Source organism: Burkholderia sola, assembly GCF_905400185.1.
Lineage (GTDB): Bacteria > Pseudomonadota > Gammaproteobacteria > Burkholderiales > Burkholderiaceae > Burkholderia > Burkholderia sola.
The window spans coordinates 2,613,214-2,631,907 of record NZ_FR989676.1; the positions used below are offsets into that span (position 1 = coordinate 2,613,214).

The following is an 18,694-nucleotide window of genomic DNA, read 5'->3' on the forward strand; positions in this document are numbered from 1 at the left end:
ATGAAAGCACCCGTCAACCGTTACGCAATCCTGATTTTTTCGACCGCGTCGCTCGGCGCGCCCGCCGCCCATGCGCAGAGCAGTGTCACGCTGTACGGCGTCGTCGACGATTCGCTCGCGTACGTGAACAACCAGCTAGGGCACTCGAACATCTACCTGCGCGACGGCAACCTGTATGCGTCGAAGTTCGGGTTGCGCGGCGACGAGGATCTCGGCGGCGGCACGCATGCGATCTTCGACCTGCAGGCCGGCTTCAACCTGAATACGGGCGCGCAGGCCGCCGCCGGCACGATGTTCAATCGCCAGGCCTTCGTCGGCCTGCGCAACGTGAGCTACGGCACGGTGACGGCCGGCCGCCAGTACACGCCCTACTTCCTGTTCGTCGGCCCGTACGCGTCGAGCAGCTGGCTGACCGGTGCGACCGGCGCGCATCCGGGCGACATCGACGGCCTCGACACGACGATTCGCGTGAACAATTCGGTTACCTATACGTCGCCGACCTTCGCCGGGCTGACCGCGAGCGCGATGTACGCATTCGGCGGCATTGCCGGCGCGACCGGCAAGGGCAACACGTTCAGCGCCGCGCTGCGCTACGCGAACGGGCCGATCGGGATCGCGGCCGGCTATCTGCGGATCAACAGCTCGGGCTCTTCCGTGGGCTTCCTGAATCCGGCCACCGCGTCGTCGGGCAGCTTCGCGGTGTCCGTGCTGAACCAGGGCTACCTGACCGCGAAGGCCGTCGAGCAGGTCGCGGCTGCCGGCAACTACACGCTCGGCGACCTGACGATGGGTCTCAACTATTCGAACGTGAAGTACCTGCCCGGCAACGGTTCGGCCTTCACCGATACGGCCGTGTTCAATACCTACGGCGCACTCGCCGCGTACCGCTTCACGCCGACGTTCTCGGTGGCCGGCGCATTCGCGTACACGCTCGCATCGAAGGCGAACGGCGTCGCGAACGCGGCCCGCTATCAGCAGTACTCGCTGAAGGAGTCGTACAGCCTGTCGAAACGCACGACGCTCTATGCGCTGCAGGCGTACACGCATTCGAGCGGGCGGACGCTCGGCGCGCAAGGCGCCGGCCACATCGTCGACGCGGCGCCGATCGTCGGCGATTCGCAGCAGCTCACGCCGTCGACGACGCACGGCCAGTTCGTCGGCATGGCCGGGATCGCGGTCACGTTTTGAACCCGCCCGACGGCGCCTTCCGCGCGCTGTCTTCTACCTGGACGCCTGGACGCTGCGCATGCCGTGCGCGCCGTCCGGGTGTCCGATATGCGTTCGCCGCGGCGTTTTTCCCGGCCTCGCCGGCCCGCCGCACGCACCGCGCGGGTTTTCTCGCTCACCCCGATACCTTACAATTCGTCAGGTTTACCCTTCTGCATGCCCTGTTCCTGCAGTCCTGACACCGCGGTACACTCGACGCACGCCGTATCAGGGTCCGACGCGCACCACGCGCCGGGCGGCGTCGCGCCTCGTTGCGCCCACAACTGGATACCCGCCATGCCGGATTCCCGTCCCTCGCCCCGCACGACATTCAAGCCGCAGGTCGTCCTGCCCGCGCTCGTCGTGATCGGCGCGCTGCTCGTCGTGTGCGCACTGCGCCCGAGCGAAGCCGGCGCGCTGTTCTCCGCCGGCCAGCAATGGGTCATCGCACGGTTCGACTGGTTCTACGTGCTCGCCGTCACCGGCTTCCTCGTGTTTCTCGTGCTGATCGCCGCCAGCGATTTCGGCAACATCCGGCTCGGCCCCGACGATGCCGAACCCGAATTCAGCTTCGTGTCGTGGACGGCGATGCTGTTCGCGGCCGGCATGGGCATCGGCCTGATGTACTTCGGCGTCGGCGAGCCGATGCAGCATTTCCTGAAGCCGCCGACCGTCGACCCCGGCACGTCCGCCGCCGCGCGCGAGGCGATGCTGATGACCTTCTTCCACTGGGGTTTCCATGCGTGGGCAATCTACGGGCTGATGGGGCTCGTGCTCGCGTACTTCGGCTTTCGCTACAACCTGCCGCTGACGCTGCGCTCGGGGCTGTATCCGGTGCTGCGCGAGCGCATCAACGGCTGGATCGGCCACACCGTCGATGCGTTCGCGCTGGTCGGCACGGTCGCCGGCATCGCGACGACGCTCGGCTACGGCGTGATGCAGATCAGCGCGGGCCTGCATACGGTCGCCGGATGGGACACCGGCAGCAACCTGTTTCGCATCGGGCTCGTCGCGCTCGTCGTGATCCTCGCAGGGCTGTCGGCCGCGAGCGGCCTCGACAAGGGCGTGCGCCGGCTGTCCGAGCTGAACCTGCTGCTCGCGTTCCTGCTGCTCGCGTTCGTGGCCGTCGCGGGCCCGACCGCGTTCCTGCTGCGTGCGCTCGGCGACAACATCGGCCAGTACCTGTCGAGCCTCGTCGACCTGTCGTTCCGCACCTATGCGTACGCACCGCCGCGCGAGGAAGGCTGGTTCGGGGGCTGGACGATCCTCTACTGGGCGTGGTGGGTGTCGTGGTCGCCGTTCGTCGGCATGTTCATCGCGCGCATCTCGCGCGGCCGCACGATCCGCCAGTTCGTGATCGGCGTGCTGCTCGTGCCGACCGCATTCAATCTCGTCTGGATGACCGTGTTCGGCAACAGCGCGATCTGGCTCGATACGCACGCCGCGGCCGGCGCGCTCGCGCAGACGGCGACCAACGTCGATGCGCTGCTGTTCCGCTTCTTCGATTTCCTGCCGTTGCCGCAACTGCTATCGATCGTCGCGATCGTGCTGATCGCGGTGTTCTTCGTCACGTCCGCCGATTCGGGCGCGTTCGTGATCGATCAGATCGCGACGCGCGGCAGCGCGCATTCGCCGGTCTGGCAGCGGCTGTTCTGGGCCGCACTGCTCGGCGTGACGGCCGCGGTGCTGCTCGTCGCGGGCGGGCTGGGCGCGCTGCAGGCGATGACGCTGATCGCCGCGCTGCCCGTCGCCATCATCATGCTCGCGCTCTGCTACGGGCTGTGGCGCGGGCTCGCGGCCGATCGCGCGCACTATTCGCAGGACGTTGCGCCTGCAACGAGCTTCTGGACCGGTCAGCACTGGCGCCATCGCCTGACGCACATCCTGCGGCAGACGACCGAGGCCGAAGCGCGCCAGTTCATCGCGGAAACGGTCGAACCGGCGCTGCGCAAGGTCGCCGACGAGTTGCGCGCGAGCGGCGTCGATGCGCACGTACAGCACGACAGCGACGATGCGGTGCGGTTGACCGTGCCGACAGCCGAACATCGCGATTTCGTGTACGGCGTGCGCGTCACCGCGAAATCCGCAGCCGCGTTCCTGGTGCGCGAGACGGCCGCGCCGGACGAGGCACGTGCGCACGTGTATGGCATCGTCACGTTCTTCGAGGATGGCCGGCTCGGCTACGACGTCGAATACCTGCGCGGCGACGAAGTGATCGCCGACGTGCTGCGCCAGTACGAACGCTACGTATCGCTCGCGGCAGACACCCGCACGCATCTGCTGAGCCGCGCGCCGGGGCACGCGACGGAGGCCGAATGAGCGGACTGCTGCAAAGCCGCGCGGTCGACGTCATCGCGCTCGGCACGCTCGCCGTGCTGTACCTCGGCGGCGCCGGCATCGCGCTGTGGCGAATCCGCACCGCGGCGCCGCTCGGCAAGGTCTACTGGATCGTCTGCGCGGCACTGCTTGCCGGCGGCGCGGTCGCGATGGGCGGCAACCTGTCGCCGGTGCCGAACAGCGGCGAAATGCCGCCGGGTTTCGCACTCGGCGCCGAGGCCGTTCTGCTCGGGCTGGCGCTGGTCGCCGGTGGCTGCGCGTGGTTGATGCTGCGCGCGCGCAAACGCTGACGCACGCAGGTCGCGCAGCCCCAGCTTCGTCACGCGGGCACGGTCGCGTGCGGGGCGAACGGGCGGCCATGCCGTTCCTCATCCGCTGCTTCCACGCTACATGTCATGCGGACGGCGCGCGCGCCGTCACCAGCCAGCACGCCGCATCGAAGCGCACCTCGGCGCCGTGCACGTACCGCTCGAACGCCGCGCGCATCGTGTCGATCACGCGCCGCCGCGTCGCCTCGTCCGTCTCCAGCAACGCCAGGCCGACCGGGCCCAGCCGGGCAAGGTAGTCGTCCAGCGCGGATTCCGACAGCACGCATGCCCGCTCGACCGGCTCGATCGCAACGTCGGCCCAACCACCGTCCGACAGCACCGACGCAATGCGCTGCCGGTCACCGAACGCGAACTGCCCGGGCGCGCCGGGTTGCCGCGCGGGCAGATTCGGCAACAGCGGCGCGGCCGCCCGCTCGGCCGTCGTCATGAACGGGTTGTCGGCCGCGCCGCGCCACGCGACGAACCGCATCTGCGCGCCGGGCCGCGCCGCATGCCGCAGGTTCGCGAACGCACGCACCGGATCGTCGAAGAACATCACGCCGAGACGCGACACGATCAGGTCGACGCTCGCCGGCTCGAACGCGTGCGTCTGCACGTCCGCGCACACGAACCGGGCGGGCAGACCACTGCGTCCGGCACGCGCCCGGGCGGCGTCGATCATCCGCGCCGAAATGTCGATGCCCGTGCACTGCGCGTTCGCGCCGAGCCGCCGCGCGATCGCGAGCGTGACCGCACCCGTGCCGCAGCCGACGTCGAGCACGCTGCTGGCAGACGACGCTGCCGCGCCATCCGCCAGCAGCGTTTCGAACGGCTCGAACATCCGGTCCAGCAGCGCCTGCGCATCGACCCATGCGCGCCCCGACGGACCGTTCCATAGCGCGGATTGCGCTTCATTGGGCCGGTTGGCTTCCATCGTCGATCCCCTTCCGTTTCATTGATCACGAACCGGACTGTGCCGCTTCAAGCCGGCTTGAAGTCAAGGACTGCCGGTGTGCGCCCCGTCACGCCCCGTTTTCACATTTCTTACATTCGCGCTGCGTATCGTTGACGACTTTCCTACGGTGCCTGCCCCTCCCATGCGACGATTCCTCACGCGCGGCCTGCTCGTGCGCTGCGCTCCCCTTGCTGCCCTCGCCGCGCTGTCCGCGTGCTCGAATCACATCGATACGCCGGACGATCCGGCCAGCGCGTCGGCCAACGTCCAGGCCGCATGGGTCGAGATCGGCGATGCGAACCAGGCGATCGCGCGCGTGATCACGAACTACACGCCCGCGTCGGCCGGCGACCCGCTGTGCCCGCAACTGAGCGCCGACGGCAAGGTGTCGCGCATGGCGCTGCGCGCAGGCGCCGCGACCGTCCCCCAGCGGCCGACTGCCAGCGACCCCGCCGATTCGAAACCGTCGAGCTTCCCGGTGTCCGTCTGCGAGGCGACGCTGCCGGCCGGCGCGCAGGCGGCAAGCGTCGCGGGCCGCACGCTGCCGCTGCCGAAAGCGCAGCCGCAGCGCATCGCGATCATCGCGGACACCGGCTGCCGAATGAAGAAAGCCGACAACGCATGGCAGGCGTGCAACGATGCGTCGGTCTGGCCGCTCGATACGATCGCGGCCAGCGTCGCGAAGCTGTCGCCCGATCTCGTGCTGCACGTCGGCGACTACCACTATCGCGAGAACGCATGCCCGCCGGACATCGCCGGCTGCAAGGACAGCCCGTGGGGCTACGGCTGGGATACGTGGCAGGCCGACCTGTTCCGCCCGGCCGCGCCGTTGCTCGCGAAGGCGCCGTGGGTCGTCGTGCGCGGCAACCACGAGGAATGCGCGCGAGCGGGCCAGGGCTGGTTCCGCTTCCTCGACCCGCGCCCGTATTCGGCCGTACGCTCGTGCGACGATCCTGCCAACGACAACAACGCGAACTATTCGGAACCCTATGCGGTGTCGCTCGGCAGTGGCTCGCAGGTGATCGTGTTCGACACCGCGAAGGTCGGCCGCACGCCGCTGAAGACCACCGACGCGCAGTTCGGCATCTACCAGAAGCAGTTCCAGACGGTCGCGGCGCTCGCGTCGAAGGCCGGCATCACGACGACGATCTTCACGAACCATCATCCGATCCTCGCGTTCGCGCCGATCGCCGGCAGTACGCCCGCGCCGGGCAACCTCGCACTGCAGTCGGTGATGTCGAGCCTCAACGCGCAGGCGTACTACCCGCCGGGCGTGCACGTCGCGCTGCACGGCCACGTGCACGATTTCCAGGCGATCAACTTCTCCTCCGGGCACCCGGCGACGATCGTGTCCGGCAACGGCGGCGACAACCTCGACGTCGCGCTGCCCGACCCGTTCCCGGCCGGCCTGACGCCCGCGCCGGGCGCGGTGATCGAACGGCTGTCGCACAACAACAGCTTCGGCTTCCTGATCATGGAGCGCAACGCCGCGCCGGCGACGGGCTGGACGTTCCATGCGTATTCGGCGGCCGGCAAGCTGCTGGCGTCGTGCAATCAGTCGGGCCGGACGCTCGCCTGCGACAAGACGGGGTTCATCGCGCCGTGACGAAAGAAGTTCGATGCGACGGCCGTGGCAAGCGTGGCCGGCAGACGCTGCACACGCTTGCCGCCACCGTGCTCGCCGGCCTGACGCTCGCGGTTCACGCCGCGCCGGCCGAAACGGTGCTGCTTCCCGGCGCGCCGCCGTCGCGCGTCGTCGACACGATCGGCAACGGCACGCCGCAGGTGACGGGCAAGATCGACGCGGCCACCGCGCGCTTCGCGCCGGACCCGACGCTCGTCGCGCTCGGCCGCCGGATCTTCTTCGACCCGCGGCTGTCCGAGCCGCGCGGCATGTCGTGCGCGGGCTGCCACGATCCGGGCCGCGCGTTCGCGCCGACACTGTCGGCCGCATCGCTCGCGGGGCCCGGCGTGCCGGAAGGCAGCCGGCCCGGACGCTTCAGCCAGCGCAATGCGCCATCGCTGCTGTATGTGCGCTACGTGCCGCGCCGCCACTTCTACCAGGACGACGATGCGCCCGCGCCGTCGCCGTTCGGCGGGCTGTTCAGCGACGGTCGCGCGGATACGCTCGCCGAGCAGATCCGCGGGCCGCTGTTCGATCCGAACGAGATGAACAACCGGTCGCCGGCCGCGCTGCTGCGCAAGGTCGATGCGACCGAACTCGCGCCCGATCTCGCCGCGCGCTTCGGCGCGCCGGTGCGGCGCGATCCCGAGCAACTGGTGCGCGCGCTGGGCGCGGCCGTCGAAGCCTATCTGCAGAGCGACGAGATGGCGCCGTTCACGTCGCGCTTCGACGCGTTCCTGCGCACGCGCAAGCCGCTCGCGCCGGCCGAGATGCGCGGCCTCGCGCTGTTCCGGAATCCGGACAAGGGCAATTGCATGACCTGCCATACGCTGTCGGACACGTCGAGCCGCCCGGAACGCTCGCTGTTCACCGATTTCGGCTACGACGCGATCGCCGTGCCGCGCAACCGCGCGCTGCCGGCGAACCGCGATCCGCGCCATTTCGACAACGGGCTGTGCAATACCGCGCGGCGGCTGCGCTGGCCCGAGCCGACGCAATGGTGCGGCTACCTGCGCACGCCGGGGCTGCGCAACGTCGCGCTCAAGCAGACGTTCATGCACAACGGCGTGTTCACGACGCTGCGCGACGCGGTCGCGTTCTACAACACGCGTTCGACCGATCCCGGCTTCTGGTATCACGGCGCCAAGACGTTCGACGACGTGCCGGCCGCCTATCGCGGCAACATCAACGTGAATTCGACGCCGATGAACCGCCGGCCCGGCACGCCGCCCGCGCTGACCGACGCGGAAATCGACGACATCGTCGCGTTCCTCGGCACGCTGACCGATGCGCGCTATACCGGCCGGGCCGCGCCTGCCGCCTCTGCGCCTCCTGCGGCCCGGGTCGCGCGCACCGCCGCGCCGGTGCGCTGACCCTGGCCGAACGGCCAGCCGACGCGCCCGCGCTTGCGGTTCGCGCAAACACTGGTTATATTTACAGTACTGTATTTATGAACAGTGAGGTGCGCGATGGAACATCTGGTCCGTATCGTCAACGACACCGATCGCCAAGTGCTGGCGTGGCTGCGTGCCCAGGTCGGCGATGCCCGCGTCGAGCGCGCGGCGCGTCAGCTCGGGCATACGCGCAAGCCCTTTCCGTCCGCCGTCTGCCGGTACCTGGGCATGAGCGCGCCGGCCACGCTGCGTCCGGCCCCCGCCCGGCCGCGCGCGGCACGCGATTTCTCGGTCGGCGATCGTTATTTGTCGCTGATCCGCCAGCACCTCGCCACGCATTCGGTCGGCCGATGAAGTGGCGGCGGCTTGCCGCTTCGGTACCGCGTCCGGCCGGAGCACTCGCGTATTCGGAAATCCGGCCCGCTGCCGCCGTCGCGCTTACGCGGCCGCCATGGCTTCCCGTACGAGGCGGCCGAGTATGTCGAACGCCGCCTCGTGCGCCGCGTCGAATACGCGCGTACAGGCAAGCCGGATATAGCCGTCGAAACGGTCCGAATTCGAGAAGATCGAACCGGGCGCGATCTTGACGCCATGCGCCAGCGCGGCGTCGAACAGCGCATCGGAGCGCACGCCTGCCGGCAACGCGATCCACAGCAACATCCCGCCCGGCGGCTGGTTCATCCGCGTGCCGGCCGGGAAATGCCGCGCAATCGCGTCGATCGTCACGTCGCGCTGCACGCGCAACTGTTCGCGAAACCGGTGCAGGTGTCGATCGAATGCGCCGGAGCCGACGAATTCGGCGGCCACGGCCTGCAGCAACGCGGCGTTGTGTCGACTCTGAGCGAATTTCAGCATCCTCACGCGCGCCTGCCAGCGGCCCGCACTCATCCAGCCGAGCCGCATCCCGGGGGCCAGCACCTTGTTGAACGACGGGCAGTAGATCACCGTGCCGTCGCGATCCCATGCCTTGACCGGCCTGGCCGCCGTCGGCGCCTCGACGAGCTCGCGATAAGGCTCGTCCTCGATCACGGCCACACCGTGGCGCGAACACAGCGCGACGAGCGCGGCCTTGCGCTCGTCGGGCATCACGCAGCCGAGCGGGTTTTGCAGGTTCGGCACGACGACCACGGCCCGGATATCCGGATAGGCAGCCAGCGCCACGTCGAGCGCCTCGATCGACAGGCCGGTCGTCGGGCTTGCCGGGATTTCGAGCGCCTTCAGGCCGAGGCTTTCGAGCAACTGGATCAGGCCGAAGAAGGCCGGCGATTCGATCGCGATCGTGTCGCCGGGCCGCGCGACCGCCCGCAATGCGAGATTCACCGCATCGACGCCGCCGCTCGTCGACATCACGTCGTCCGGCGTCAGCGTCACGCCGTAAGACAACGCGCGTTTGGCCATCGTCTGCCGGAATTCGGGCGAGCCGCCGACGGGCCCCGCGTCGGTCAGCAACGTGGGCTTGCGCCGCAGCAGCCGGATCGCGAGCGCCTGCAGGCGCTCGGTCGGATACAGCGCGGCGTGCGCGGATGCGCCGCCGAGATTCAACGCATCGGTCGCCGCGTTCGCACGGTCGATCACGCGCGATACGCGCTCGTGCAGCCCCGCGAACGGCGGCTCGACGCTCAGCGGCGGCCCGTCGCTTTCCGGCAGCGTGTCGAGCACGGCCGCCGCGCGGCGGCGCACGAAGTAACCCGAACGCGGCTTCGCGTCGCACCAGCCCGCATCCTCGAGCCGCCTAAACGCATGGATCGCGGTCGACAGGCTCACGCCGTGCTGCGCCATGCACGCGCGGACCGACGGCATCCGGTCGCCGGGCGCCAGCGTGCCGGCCGCGATGATGCGGCGGTAATGTTCGGCGAGCCGTTCGTAAAGCGGCTCGCCGTCCCTCGGCAAAGGCGTGCGGGATGCGTCGGCGAGAATCGTCATGCGGACCATCGTGCCCGCTGCCTCCCGCGCACGCCAGATACAGATCCGGGGAAAACCCACCGATACAGCAGCCCGAAATCGTCGCCTGCACCGCAACAGATTCCCGTCCCCTGAATCTGTCGTGCGCACGTCCGTTTCCCTAACCTGATTGCACGATGTCGCCTCGTCGTCGCGAGGCCGCACAACCGGAGTAACCGGAAAAAGGGAATCGCCATGCGGACGCAACACCTCCGGCTCGACGCCGGGCAAAGCCACTTTGCGTGGTTCGACAAGGGCAGCCAGTTGATCGTGCTGGACGGCGCGCTGGCGGTCACGCTGCGCCACGGCGGGCTCGACTGGCTGCCCGATGTACCGCAATACGTTCGCCGCGAACTCGACGAAGGCGAATGCCTGACGCTCGAAACCGCCGGTCATGTCGCGCTGTCGGCTCGCGGCAGCGGCGTGGTCAGCACAACGATCGTTGAACCCTCGGGGCAACGAGGCATGCTCTCGGTGTGGCGCGGCATCCTGCGCCGGCTGTCCGGGCGAGCGCACGGCGGCCGCCACGTAAGCGAGCATGTCTGACATCGCGACCTGCCTGCCGCGGGAAACACTGGGAGCTCATCGCATCATCGCGGTGACCGACGAACGCATGATGTTCCGGGCAACCGTACCCGGCGAGCGTGCCCCGGCGTCACCGCCCGTTCCGCCGACGCTCGATCCACTCGAACAGGGCCATCCCGGCCAGCATCGCGACGACGAACCCGATCCCCTTGGCCGACCCGAAGCCGATCGACACGATCGCGGGCCCCGGGCAGAACCCGGCAATTCCCCAGCCGATGCCGAATATCGCACTTCCTGCAACGAGGCGCACGGTAATCGCCCGCGATGCCGGCAACTGCATCGGCAGGCCGAGCCACGACCGTGTCCGGCGCTTCGCCCACGCAAACGCGAACACGGCGACGCCGATCGCGCCCGCCATCACGAACGCGAGCGACGGATCCCAGCGGCCCGCCAAGTCGAGAAAACCGAGCACCTTCTGCGGATTGGCCATGCCCGACACGATGAGGCCGACGCCGAACAGCAGCCCCGCCAGAAACGCGAATCCTGCTTGCATGTCAGCCTCCCGCCACGTGCAGCCGCACGAAGACGGTCGCGAAGCCCGCGACCATGAAGGTCGCCGTGGCGACCACCGAACGCAACGCCCCGCGCGATATCCCGCATACGCCGTGACCGCTCGTGCAGCCGCCCGCGTACCGCGTGCCGATTCCCACCAGCAGCCCGGCCGCCAGCAATTCTGGCCAATTGGCGTCGACCTGCGGCGTCAGATCGCTCCCGACGAAACGCATCGCGACGGGCGCTGCGATCAACCCGGCGACGAACGCGGCGCGCCAGCCGCGCTCTGCGCCGCCCGCCGTCGGCAAGCCGCCCACGATCCCGCTGATACCGGCAATCCGGCCGTTGAACGCGACGAGCCACGCTGCCGCGAGCCCGATCAGCACGCCGCCGGCCAGCGACAGCCACGGCGTGAAATGAAGCGCATCAACCTGCATCGCGCGCCTCCTTCGCGGTCGCCCCGCAAAACTGTTCGTACAGCACGCCCATCACCGCGATCACGGCCGGACTGTCGAGCGAATAGCGGATGGACTTGCCTTCGCGGCGCGTACGGACCAGCGCGTTGTCCCGCAACACGCCGAGCTGCTGCGATAGCGTCGGTTGACGGATGTCGAGTCGCGCCTCGAGATCGCTCACGCCGCGCTCGCCCTGCGACAGTTCGCACAGCAGCAGCAGCCGGTCGGGATTCGACATCACCTTGAGGAGCGCGCACGCCGATTCGGCGGCGGCGCGCATCTGATCGAGGCCGGGCAAGCCGGCGGGAAGATCGTCGTTCATCGGGGCGGGATACGATTAAAGAACTAATATTATATAATTTTATATATTGTCGTATCCCGCTGCTTCCCGGATCGGCAATCCGGCCGCCCTTCCTTCTGTCAGGCCTGCTTGCCCGCCAACCCGTCGGCGGCTGCCGCGCGTACCGCACCTCCGCGAACCACGCCGAGCGCGAGCATCACGACCGCCGCGATCACGCGTGGCGCGGTAACAACGGCGAACGCGGTCAACAGCATCGCGTCGCCGATCCGAAGTGGAGGAAGAGTAAAAGGCGCGGCCCGGCCTGAACCGGGCCGCATCACCGCGACGCTGCATGCGTCACGCGCGGTCGCAGGATTCCGTGCCGTCGAGCATCAGCGTGCCGACCCGCGCGGGCACGAGCGGCGTGCGCGGCGCCGGCGGCGTCCAGCCGAACAACGCCTGCGCGGCCGCGCCGCACACGCGGCCCTGGCACGCGCCCATCCCGCAGCGCGATTGCAGTTTGGCGGCCGTCCAGCCCGGTTCCCGCGCGACCGCATCGAACCGCACGTCTTCGCAACGACACAGCAGCGTGTCGGGTCGCGCGAGCCGGCGGATCGGCTCCCGGATCGCGAAGCGCTCGCGCACGGCATCCGCGAACGCCTGCCAGTGCGCGCGGCGTGCAACCAGCGCGGCCAGTTGTGCGGTCTGCCCGGTCGCCGCATAGCCGGCGATCTCGCCTTCGACCATCGCCAGCTCGCTGCCGCCGACGCCCGTGCACTCGCCCGCCGCGAAACATCCGTCGCGGCTCGTGCGCTGGTGCGCGTCGACCGCCACCGCGCCGTTGTCGATCCGGCAGCCGAGATGACGCGGCAACACGGTGTTCGGCACGAGGCCGAAGCCGCACGCGAGCCGGTCGCAGTCGACGTCGAATTCGCGATCGCCCTGGCGAATTCGCACGCGTTCGAGCCGCTTATCGCCGAATGCCTCGACGACGTGCGCAGCGGGCCGATACGCGGTCGTAACGAGCTTCGCGGCCTGCGCGAGCTTCGACGGCCAGCGCCACAGCCCCGCGCCGAAGCCGGCCACGTCGCCCCATGCGGCCTGTTCGACCACGTGCGACACGCGCGCGCCGGCCTGCCGGGCCGTCGCCGCGCTGGCCAACAACAGGGGCCCGCTGCCCGCGATCACCGTACGCTGCCCGCGCACGTCGAGCCCGTATTTGATCAGCGCCTGCAAGCCGCCCGCGCCGGTCACGCCCGGCAGGGTCCAGCCCGGAAACGGCAGCAGCAGCTCGCGCGCGCCGCAGCAGAGAATCAGCGTCCGGAAATCGAGCAGCAGCCCGCGTTCGTCGTCTTCGAGCAGCAGCGTGCCCGGCTGCGTTTCGGCGACGATTCGGGTCGCCGCGAGGTGCGTGACGTTCGGCTGTCGCAGCACGGCGACGCGTTCGGCGGCGGCCGGCGTCGGTACAGCCGCTGCCGGCTGCCGCCAGATCTGCCCGCCCGCACGCGGGTTGTCGTCGACGATCGCAACGGTCGCGCCGCTTCGCGCGGCGGCCCGCGCGGCCGACAGCCCGGCCGGACCCGCGCCGACGATCGCGACGTCGACGCTCAGTCGTTCCTGTTTCATCGCGTGCGCTCCACCTGCATGCCGTCGCGGCACAGCGTCTGGCACGCGAGCCGGCGGCGGCCGTCGATCGTCATCCGGCATTCCTGGCAAATGCCCATCCCGCAAAACGGCGCGCGCGCCGCGCCCGTGCACGACACGCGCGTCGTGTCGTCGCCGCTCGCCGCGACGACGGCCGCGACGGTCGCGCCGTCGGCCACCGTCAGCGCGCGGCCGTCCAGATGAATGATCATGTCAGCCTCCGCCGCCGGGCCGCGCCAATGAGGCTGACCGCCCCCTCGGGGGGAGCGTTGCATGGGACCGGAGTAAGCGCTGATGCACCAACTCCGGTCGACAGCGAACAAAGTGAGCGTGGGGGTCGTTTCATGTCAGCGCTCCGGTGACGAGGGACGCGCTCAGGAAGCGTCCCGGCAAATACGGTTCGATATCGATGGTCGGCCGCTCGCCGGCCATCAGCGCGGCGACGAGCCGCGCGCTGCCCGGCGCGGTCGTCACGCCGAGCCCTTCATGCCCGACCGCGAGCCACACGCCCGGCCGCGCCGGGTGCTCGCCGAGCAGCGGCAGGCCGTCGGGGCTCGCGGAGCGGAAGCCGGTCCATGCGCGGATGCCGTTCAGGTCGGCCAGATCCGGCAGATAGCCGACCGCGCGGCGCAGCATCCGCGCGAGCACCGGCGGCTCCACCTGCGCGTCCTCGGTGTCGAACTGGCGCGACGAGCCGATCAGCAGCTGGCCGGTCGGCCGCGGCTGCACGTTGAACGCGACGGACGTGCCGTCGCTTGCGTGCGCGCTCGCCGCATAGCCGAGCTCGACGAGCTGGTGCGACACGTGGCCCGGATAACGGTCGGTAATCAGCAGATGGCCCTTTTTCGGGCGCAGCGGCAGTTCGGGCAGCAGCGTACGCGCCGCGACGCCATTCGCGACGACCACACGCTCCGCGCGCAGCACGTCCCCGCTCGCGAGCGTCACGCTAGGGCCGTCGATCGCGACGGCCCGCTCGCGGCGCAACGTGATGCGCGGCGCGCGCTGCAGCAGCCAGTTCGCGGTGACGGGCGCATAGAGGATCGCGTCGCCCGGAATCCTCAGCGCGCCGCCGAGGCCCGCGCGCAGCATCGGCTCCAGTCGCGCGAGCGCCGCCGCGTCGATCAGCTCCCCGGCCACGCCGTGGGCAGCGAGCGTCGCCTGCTTCGCGCGCGCCAGATCCATTTCGTGCGCATCGGCCGCGAGCCACAGCGTGCCGCAGTTGCGGTATGCGCAGCCGTCGGGCATCTCGCCACTCAACGCGCGCCACAGTCCGATCGAGTAATGGCTCAGCGCGAGCTCGGCCGCGTTGTCGTCCATCGCGACGAGGTGCCCCATGCCCGCGCCGGTCGCGCCGCCGCTCGCGTCGTCGACGACTAGCACGCGCAGCCCGCGCTGCGCGAGTTCGTGCGCGCACGCCGCGCCGACGATGCCGGCGCCGATCACGACGACGTCGGTCTTCGTTTCGCTCACGACCCGATGCCCCAGCCGAACGGATCGTCTTCGTCGATCAGCAGCGTCGCTTCCGCGCTCAGGTGCGCGCTGCCGCGAATCGTCGGCACGATGCCGCCGTCGGCCAACTCGTAGCTTGCGTGGAACACACTGCCGATCACGCTCGCCTGCCGCCACACGACGCCGGGCGCGAGCTTGCCGTCGGCCGCGAGGCACGCGAGCTTCGCGCTGGTGCCGGTGCCGCACGGCGAACGGTCGTAGGCAAGGCCCGGACATAGCACGAAGCTGCGGCTGTCGTGCGCGGGATCGTCGGCGAACAGCTCGATGTGATCGATCTCGCCGCCGTTCGCACCGGTGATGCCCGCGCGTTCGAGCCCTTCGCGCACGGCCGACGCATACGCGGTGAGCGCCGCGACGTTGTCGCCGGCGACGCGCTGCCCGTGGTCGCTGATCAGGAAGAACCAGTTGCCGCCCCACGCGACGTCGCCCTTCACGGGGCCGTATCCCGGCACGTCGAGCGCGACGCCCTGCGCATGGCGATACGCGGGCACGTTGCGCACGCTGACCGACAGGTCGTCGTGCAGCGTCGCCTCGACGGTGCCGACCGGCGTCTCGATCCGGTGCACGCCGGGTGCGATGCGCCCCATGTGATGCAGCGTGCGCACGACGCCGATCGTGCCGTGCCCGCACATCCCGAGATAGCCGCTATTGTTGAAGAAGATCACGCCGGCTGCCGCGTCCGCCGACACCGGGTCGCACAACAGCGCGCCGACCAGCACGTCGCTGCCGCGCGGCTCGAGGATGCACGCGGTGCGATAACGGTCGTGCTCGCGCGCGAGCACGTCGCGGCGCTCGGCCATCGTGCCGTTGCCGAGCGACGGAAAGCCGGACACGACGAGCCGAGTGGGTTCGCCGCCCGTGTGCGAATCGATGATCTGGATGCGCTTCATCATGAGCTGTCCGAAGTGGGGAAAGGAGCATAGCTTCCTCCGTCGCGCGTCCGTCCGCTTGTGGCTTTTCGATGAGGACGACGACGAAATCGGCATAGTGCGACGCGCCCTTCGCGCCCCTGCCGGCCGCTGTGCCGATTTCGTCATTTTGCTCCGCGATACGACTCAAGCGTGATGGACGTTTGCGCGGCGATACTGGTTGCCACACCGACACACCCGTCGGCCGACCGATACGAACGTAGGAGATTTCAGTGAGCCGCAAAGCCATTCAGTGGACCGGGGTTTTCCCGGCCGTCAGCACCCAGTTCAAGCCGGACTTTTCCCTCGACATCGACGCCACGCACCGCGTGGTCAAGAACCTGGTGAACGACGGCGTGTCGGGCCTCGTGGTCTGCGGCACGGTCGGCGAAAACACGTCGCTGTCGACGAGCGAGAAACTCCAGGTGATCGAGGCCGCACGCGACGCGGCCGGCGGCAAGATTCCGGTGATCGCCGGCATCGCCGAATTCACGACCGAATTCGCGCGCAACACGGTGCGCGAAGCGCAGCGCGTCGGCGTCGACGGCGTGATGGTGATGCCCGCGCTCGTCTACTCGGCGAAGCCGCACGAAACCGCCGCGCACTTCCGCGCGGTCGCAACGAGCACCGACCTGCCGGTGATGGTCTACAACAACCCGCCGATCTACAAGAACGACGTGACGCCCGACGTGCTGATCGCGCTGCAGGACTGCGAGAACATCGTCTGCTTCAAGGATTCGTCGGGCGATACGCGCCGCTTCATCGACCTGCGCAACGCGGTCGGCGATCGCTTCGTGCTGTTCGCGGGCCTCGACGACGTCGTGGTCGAGAGCATCGCGGTCGGCGCCGAAGGCTGGGTATCGGGCATGTCGAACGCGTTCCCGAAGGAAGGCGAGACGCTGTTCCGCCTCGCGAAGCAAAAGCGCTTCGACGAAGCGCTCGCGCTGTATCGCTGGTTCATGCCGCTGCTGCACCTCGACGCACGCCCGGACCTCGTGCAGTGCATCAAGCTGTGCGAAGAACTCGTCGGCCGCGGTAGCGCGGTCACGCGTCCGCCGCGCCTCGCGCTGCAAGGCGAGACGCTCGCGGAAGTGAAGGCCATCGTCGCGAAGGCGCTCGACACGCGCCCGGCGCTGCCCGACGTCGGTCTCTGATCGACGCCTCTGCGGCGGCGGTGCGCGGGCATTTCGCCTGCGTGCCGCCGTCTCCGGTCCGGCATGGCCTGCGGGCCCGTTCGCTCCCGGCGCCAGCCCGCGCCGCGCGTGAATGTCCCGCAGCCCGCCCCGGTCGCTCGAACCGGGCGTTGCCGGCCGACAGGCAGGCGCGGCTGCTCCGTCGGAGCGCGGCGCACCTCAAGCCTGTGCCGATATTCCCTCCAGGAGACACGCCCATGCCAGGCCAAGGCAATGCACACCCGTCTGTCCCGCTTTCCCGTTCCGCGCACCCCGGCGCGGGTCACGGCAAGTTCAAGAAACAGCTGTCGCTGACCGATCTCACGTTCATCGGTCTCGGCGCCATTTTCGGTTCGGGGTGGCTGTTCGCCGCGAGTCACGTGTCGACGATCGCGGGCCCGGCCGGCATCTTCTCGTGGCTGCTCGGCGGCTTCGCGGTGCTGCTGCTCGGCATCGTCTACTGCGAACTCGGCGCCGCGCTGCCGCGCGCGGGCGGCGTGGTGCGCTACCCGGTGTTCTCGCACGGCCCGCTGCTCGGCTACCTGATGGGCTTCATCACGCTGATCGCGTTCTCGAGCCTGATCGCAATCGAAGTCGTCGCCGCGCGCCAGTACGCGGCCGCGTGGTTTCCGGGCCTGACGGTCGAAGGATCGAGCGACCCGACCACGCTCGGCTGGCTCGTGCAGGCCGCGCTGCTCTGCTTCTTCTTTTACTTGAACTATTCGAGCGTGAAGACGTTCGCGAAGGCGAACAACATCATCAGCATCTTCAAGTTCATCGTGCCGCTCGCGGTGATCGGCGTGCTGTTCACGTTCTTCAGGCCTGCGAACCTGACCGTGCACGGCTTCGCGCCGTTCGGCATGCCGGGCATCGAGATGGCCGTGTCCGCGGGCGGCATTATCTTCGCGTATCTGGGGCTCACGCCGATCGTGTCGGTCGCGAGCGAGGTGCGCAATCCGCAGCGCACGATCCCGATCGCGCTGATCCTGTCGATCCTGCTGTCGACGCTGATCTACGTGCTGCTGCAACTCGCGTTCATCGGCAGCATTCCCGCCGACATGCTCGCCGCCGGCTGGCACGACGTGAACAAGGCGTTCTCGCTGCCGTACCGCGACATCGCGCTCGCGCTCGGCGTCGGCTGGCTCGCGGTGATGGTCGTCGCCGACGCGATGATCTCGCCGAGCGGCTGCGGCAACATCTACATGAACGCGACGCCGCGCGTGGTCTACGGCTGGGCGAAAACGGGCACGTTCTTCAAGGTGTTCACGCGCGTCGACGAAGCGTCGGGCATCCCGCGCGCGGGCCTGTGGCTCACGTTCGGCCTCGCGATCTTCTGGACGCTGCCGTTCCCGTCGTGGGAAGCGCTGATCAACATCGTGTCGGCCGCGCTGGTGTTGAGCTATGCGGTCGCGCCCGTGTCGGTCGCCGCGCTGCGCCGCACCGCGCCCGACCTGCCGCGGCCGTTCCGCGCCAGCGCGTTCGGCCTCACCGGCCCCGCGTCGTTCGTGATCGCCGCGCTGATCGTCTACTGGTCGGGCTGGAGCACGGTGTCCTGGCTGCTCGGGCTGCAAATCGCGATGTTCGTCGTCTATCTCGCGTGCCGCCGCTGGGTGCCGACCGCGCACCTGAGCCTCGCCGAGCAGGTGCGTTCGTCCGCGTGGCTGATCGCGTTCTATGCGGCGATGATCGTGCTGTCGTATCTCGGCGGCTTCGGCGGCACGGGCCGGCTCGCGCATCCGTACGACACGGTCGTCGTCGCGGCCGTCGCGCTCGTCATCTACTACTGGGGCGCGAACACCGGCGTGCGCGCCGACAAGCTGCAACTCGACGACGACGAGGACTGACGCGCCCGCACCCTTTCCCCTTCCATTGGCCGGGCGCCCC

Annotated in this window: 19 protein-coding genes; 9 read left to right on the forward strand and 10 right to left on the reverse strand. The window is 69.3% G+C overall.

Annotated features, from left to right (window positions below; translation table 11 throughout):
- The 3 genes from KR541_RS28090 (at position 1) to KR541_RS28100 (ending at position 3,833) form a co-directional block, all read left to right on the forward strand.
- Positions 1-1,188 carry a porin gene (locus KR541_RS28090; RefSeq protein WP_216089935.1) on the forward strand — a complete coding sequence of 396 codons (1,188 nt, stop codon included), beginning with the start codon at positions 1-3 and terminating at the stop codon, positions 1,186-1,188.
- 315 nt (positions 1,189-1,503) lie between these two features.
- A complete protein-coding gene (locus KR541_RS28095; RefSeq protein WP_216089936.1) occupies positions 1,504-3,525 on the forward strand; it encodes a BCCT family transporter in 2,022 nt (673 codons plus the stop codon).
- Positions 3,522-3,833 carry a hypothetical protein gene (locus KR541_RS28100; protein WP_124554138.1) on the forward strand — a complete coding sequence of 104 codons (312 nt, stop codon included), beginning with the start codon at positions 3,522-3,524 and terminating at the stop codon, positions 3,831-3,833. The genes KR541_RS28095 and KR541_RS28100 overlap by 4 nt, the downstream gene beginning before the upstream one ends.
- Before the next feature lie 103 nt (positions 3,834-3,936).
- On the opposite strand, the gene KR541_RS28105 is transcribed toward KR541_RS28100, so the two are convergent.
- Positions 3,937-4,785, reverse strand: coding sequence for a class I SAM-dependent methyltransferase (locus tag KR541_RS28105; protein ID WP_050010811.1), 849 nt, complete (start codon positions 4,783-4,785; stop codon positions 3,937-3,939).
- Between the two features lie 163 nt (positions 4,786-4,948).
- Here KR541_RS28105 and KR541_RS28110 point away from each other — a divergent pair, with 163 nt between their 5' ends.
- From KR541_RS28110 to KR541_RS28120, 3 genes are all read left to right on the forward strand, one after another.
- On the forward strand, positions 4,949-6,412 hold the full coding sequence (locus KR541_RS28110; RefSeq protein WP_216089937.1) for a metallophosphoesterase family protein: 1,464 nt from the start codon (positions 4,949-4,951) through the stop codon (positions 6,410-6,412).
- Complete coding sequence (locus tag KR541_RS28115) at positions 6,409-7,803, forward strand: cytochrome-c peroxidase (RefSeq protein ID WP_050010808.1); 1,395 nt, start codon at positions 6,409-6,411, stop codon at positions 7,801-7,803. The genes KR541_RS28110 and KR541_RS28115 overlap by 4 nt, the downstream gene beginning before the upstream one ends.
- A 96-nt stretch (positions 7,804-7,899) precedes the next feature.
- Positions 7,900-8,178, forward strand: a complete 279-nt coding sequence (locus tag KR541_RS28120) for a CppA family protein (RefSeq protein ID WP_027782819.1) — start codon at positions 7,900-7,902, stop codon at positions 8,176-8,178.
- A gap of 84 nt (positions 8,179-8,262) precedes the next feature.
- Here KR541_RS28120 and KR541_RS28125 read toward each other — a convergent pair whose 3' ends face one another.
- Complete coding sequence (locus KR541_RS28125) at positions 8,263-9,756, reverse strand: aminotransferase-like domain-containing protein (RefSeq protein ID WP_050010805.1); 1,494 nt, start codon at positions 9,754-9,756, stop codon at positions 8,263-8,265.
- Positions 9,757-9,960: 204 nt separating this feature from the next.
- On the opposite strand from KR541_RS28125, the gene KR541_RS28130 reads away from it, so the two are divergent.
- Positions 9,961-10,311 (forward strand): hypothetical protein, encoded by a 351-nt coding sequence (locus KR541_RS28130; RefSeq protein WP_050010803.1) that lies wholly within the window; start codon positions 9,961-9,963, stop codon positions 10,309-10,311.
- A 109-nt stretch (positions 10,312-10,420) separates the two neighbouring features.
- On the opposite strand, the gene KR541_RS28135 is transcribed toward KR541_RS28130, so the two are convergent.
- From KR541_RS28135 to KR541_RS28165, 8 genes are all read right to left on the reverse strand, one after another.
- Positions 10,421-10,843, reverse strand: coding sequence for a DUF6691 family protein (locus tag KR541_RS28135; protein ID WP_050010802.1), 423 nt, complete (start codon positions 10,841-10,843; stop codon positions 10,421-10,423).
- 1 nt (position 10,844) lies between these two features.
- Positions 10,845-11,279: a YeeE/YedE family protein gene (locus KR541_RS28140; RefSeq protein ID WP_089489279.1), complete on the reverse strand. Its 435-nt coding sequence runs from the start codon at positions 11,277-11,279 to the stop codon at positions 10,845-10,847.
- Positions 11,269-11,619, reverse strand: a complete 351-nt coding sequence (locus KR541_RS28145) for an ArsR/SmtB family transcription factor (protein ID WP_050010798.1) — start codon at positions 11,617-11,619, stop codon at positions 11,269-11,271. Before KR541_RS28145 ends, KR541_RS28140 begins: the two co-directional genes overlap by 11 nt.
- Positions 11,620-11,717: 98 nt before the next feature.
- Positions 11,718-11,852 (reverse strand): hypothetical protein, encoded by a 135-nt coding sequence (locus tag KR541_RS36975; protein WP_256975748.1) that lies wholly within the window; start codon positions 11,850-11,852, stop codon positions 11,718-11,720.
- Between the two features lie 82 nt (positions 11,853-11,934).
- Positions 11,935-13,203: an NAD(P)/FAD-dependent oxidoreductase gene (locus tag KR541_RS28150; protein WP_050010796.1), complete on the reverse strand. Its 1,269-nt coding sequence runs from the start codon at positions 13,201-13,203 to the stop codon at positions 11,935-11,937.
- Positions 13,200-13,433: a 2Fe-2S iron-sulfur cluster-binding protein gene (locus tag KR541_RS28155; protein ID WP_050010794.1), complete on the reverse strand. Its 234-nt coding sequence runs from the start codon at positions 13,431-13,433 to the stop codon at positions 13,200-13,202. The genes KR541_RS28150 and KR541_RS28155 overlap by 4 nt, the downstream gene beginning before the upstream one ends.
- 130 nt (positions 13,434-13,563) lie before the next feature.
- On the reverse strand, positions 13,564-14,691 hold the full coding sequence (locus KR541_RS28160) for an NAD(P)/FAD-dependent oxidoreductase (protein WP_050010792.1): 1,128 nt from the start codon (positions 14,689-14,691) through the stop codon (positions 13,564-13,566).
- A complete protein-coding gene (locus KR541_RS28165) occupies positions 14,688-15,620 on the reverse strand; it encodes a 4-hydroxyproline epimerase (protein ID WP_050011078.1) in 933 nt (310 codons plus the stop codon). Before KR541_RS28165 ends, KR541_RS28160 begins: the two co-directional genes overlap by 4 nt.
- A 251-nt stretch (positions 15,621-15,871) precedes the next feature.
- On the opposite strand from KR541_RS28165, the gene KR541_RS28170 reads away from it, so the two are divergent.
- Both KR541_RS28170 and KR541_RS28175 read left to right on the forward strand, forming a co-directional pair.
- Entirely contained in the window at positions 15,872-16,792 is a 921-nt protein-coding gene (locus KR541_RS28170) for a dihydrodipicolinate synthase family protein (protein ID WP_089489277.1), read from the forward strand.
- 236 nt (positions 16,793-17,028) lie between these two features.
- Positions 17,029-18,654 carry an APC family permease gene (locus KR541_RS28175; protein WP_216089938.1) on the forward strand — a complete coding sequence of 542 codons (1,626 nt, stop codon included), beginning with the start codon at positions 17,029-17,031 and terminating at the stop codon, positions 18,652-18,654.
- Positions 18,655-18,694: the final 40 nt, after the last annotated feature.

Coding starts and splice junctions, on each gene's coding strand:
- KR541_RS28135 (WP_050010802.1), bottom strand. CDS start 10,843: ATGCAAGCAGGATTCGCGTTTCTGGCGGGGCTGCTGTTCGGCGTCGGC.
- KR541_RS36975 (WP_256975748.1), bottom strand. CDS start 11,852: ATGCTGTTGACCGCGTTCGCCGTTGTTACCGCGCCACGCGTGATCGCG.
- KR541_RS28095 (WP_216089936.1), top strand. CDS start 1,504: ATGCCGGATTCCCGTCCCTCGCCCCGCACGACATTCAAGCCGCAGGTC.
- KR541_RS28155 (WP_050010794.1), bottom strand. CDS start 13,433: ATGATCATTCATCTGGACGGCCGCGCGCTGACGGTGGCCGACGGCGCG.
- KR541_RS28140 (WP_089489279.1), bottom strand. CDS start 11,279: ATGCAGGTTGATGCGCTTCATTTCACGCCGTGGCTGTCGCTGGCCGGC.
- KR541_RS28090 (WP_216089935.1), top strand. CDS start 1: ATGAAAGCACCCGTCAACCGTTACGCAATCCTGATTTTTTCGACCGCG.
- KR541_RS28150 (WP_050010796.1), bottom strand. CDS start 13,203: ATGAAACAGGAACGACTGAGCGTCGACGTCGCGATCGTCGGCGCGGGT.
- KR541_RS28145 (WP_050010798.1), bottom strand. CDS start 11,619: ATGAACGACGATCTTCCCGCCGGCTTGCCCGGCCTCGATCAGATGCGC.
- KR541_RS28165 (WP_050011078.1), bottom strand. CDS start 15,620: ATGAAGCGCATCCAGATCATCGATTCGCACACGGGCGGCGAACCCACT.
- KR541_RS28105 (WP_050010811.1), bottom strand. CDS start 4,785: ATGGAAGCCAACCGGCCCAATGAAGCGCAATCCGCGCTATGGAACGGT.
- KR541_RS28130 (WP_050010803.1), top strand. CDS start 9,961: ATGCGGACGCAACACCTCCGGCTCGACGCCGGGCAAAGCCACTTTGCG.
- KR541_RS28110 (WP_216089937.1), top strand. CDS start 4,949: ATGCGACGATTCCTCACGCGCGGCCTGCTCGTGCGCTGCGCTCCCCTT.
- KR541_RS28120 (WP_027782819.1), top strand. CDS start 7,900: ATGGAACATCTGGTCCGTATCGTCAACGACACCGATCGCCAAGTGCTG.
- KR541_RS28100 (WP_124554138.1), top strand. CDS start 3,522: ATGAGCGGACTGCTGCAAAGCCGCGCGGTCGACGTCATCGCGCTCGGC.
- KR541_RS28125 (WP_050010805.1), bottom strand. CDS start 9,756: ATGGTCCGCATGACGATTCTCGCCGACGCATCCCGCACGCCTTTGCCG.
- KR541_RS28175 (WP_216089938.1), top strand. CDS start 17,029: ATGCCAGGCCAAGGCAATGCACACCCGTCTGTCCCGCTTTCCCGTTCC.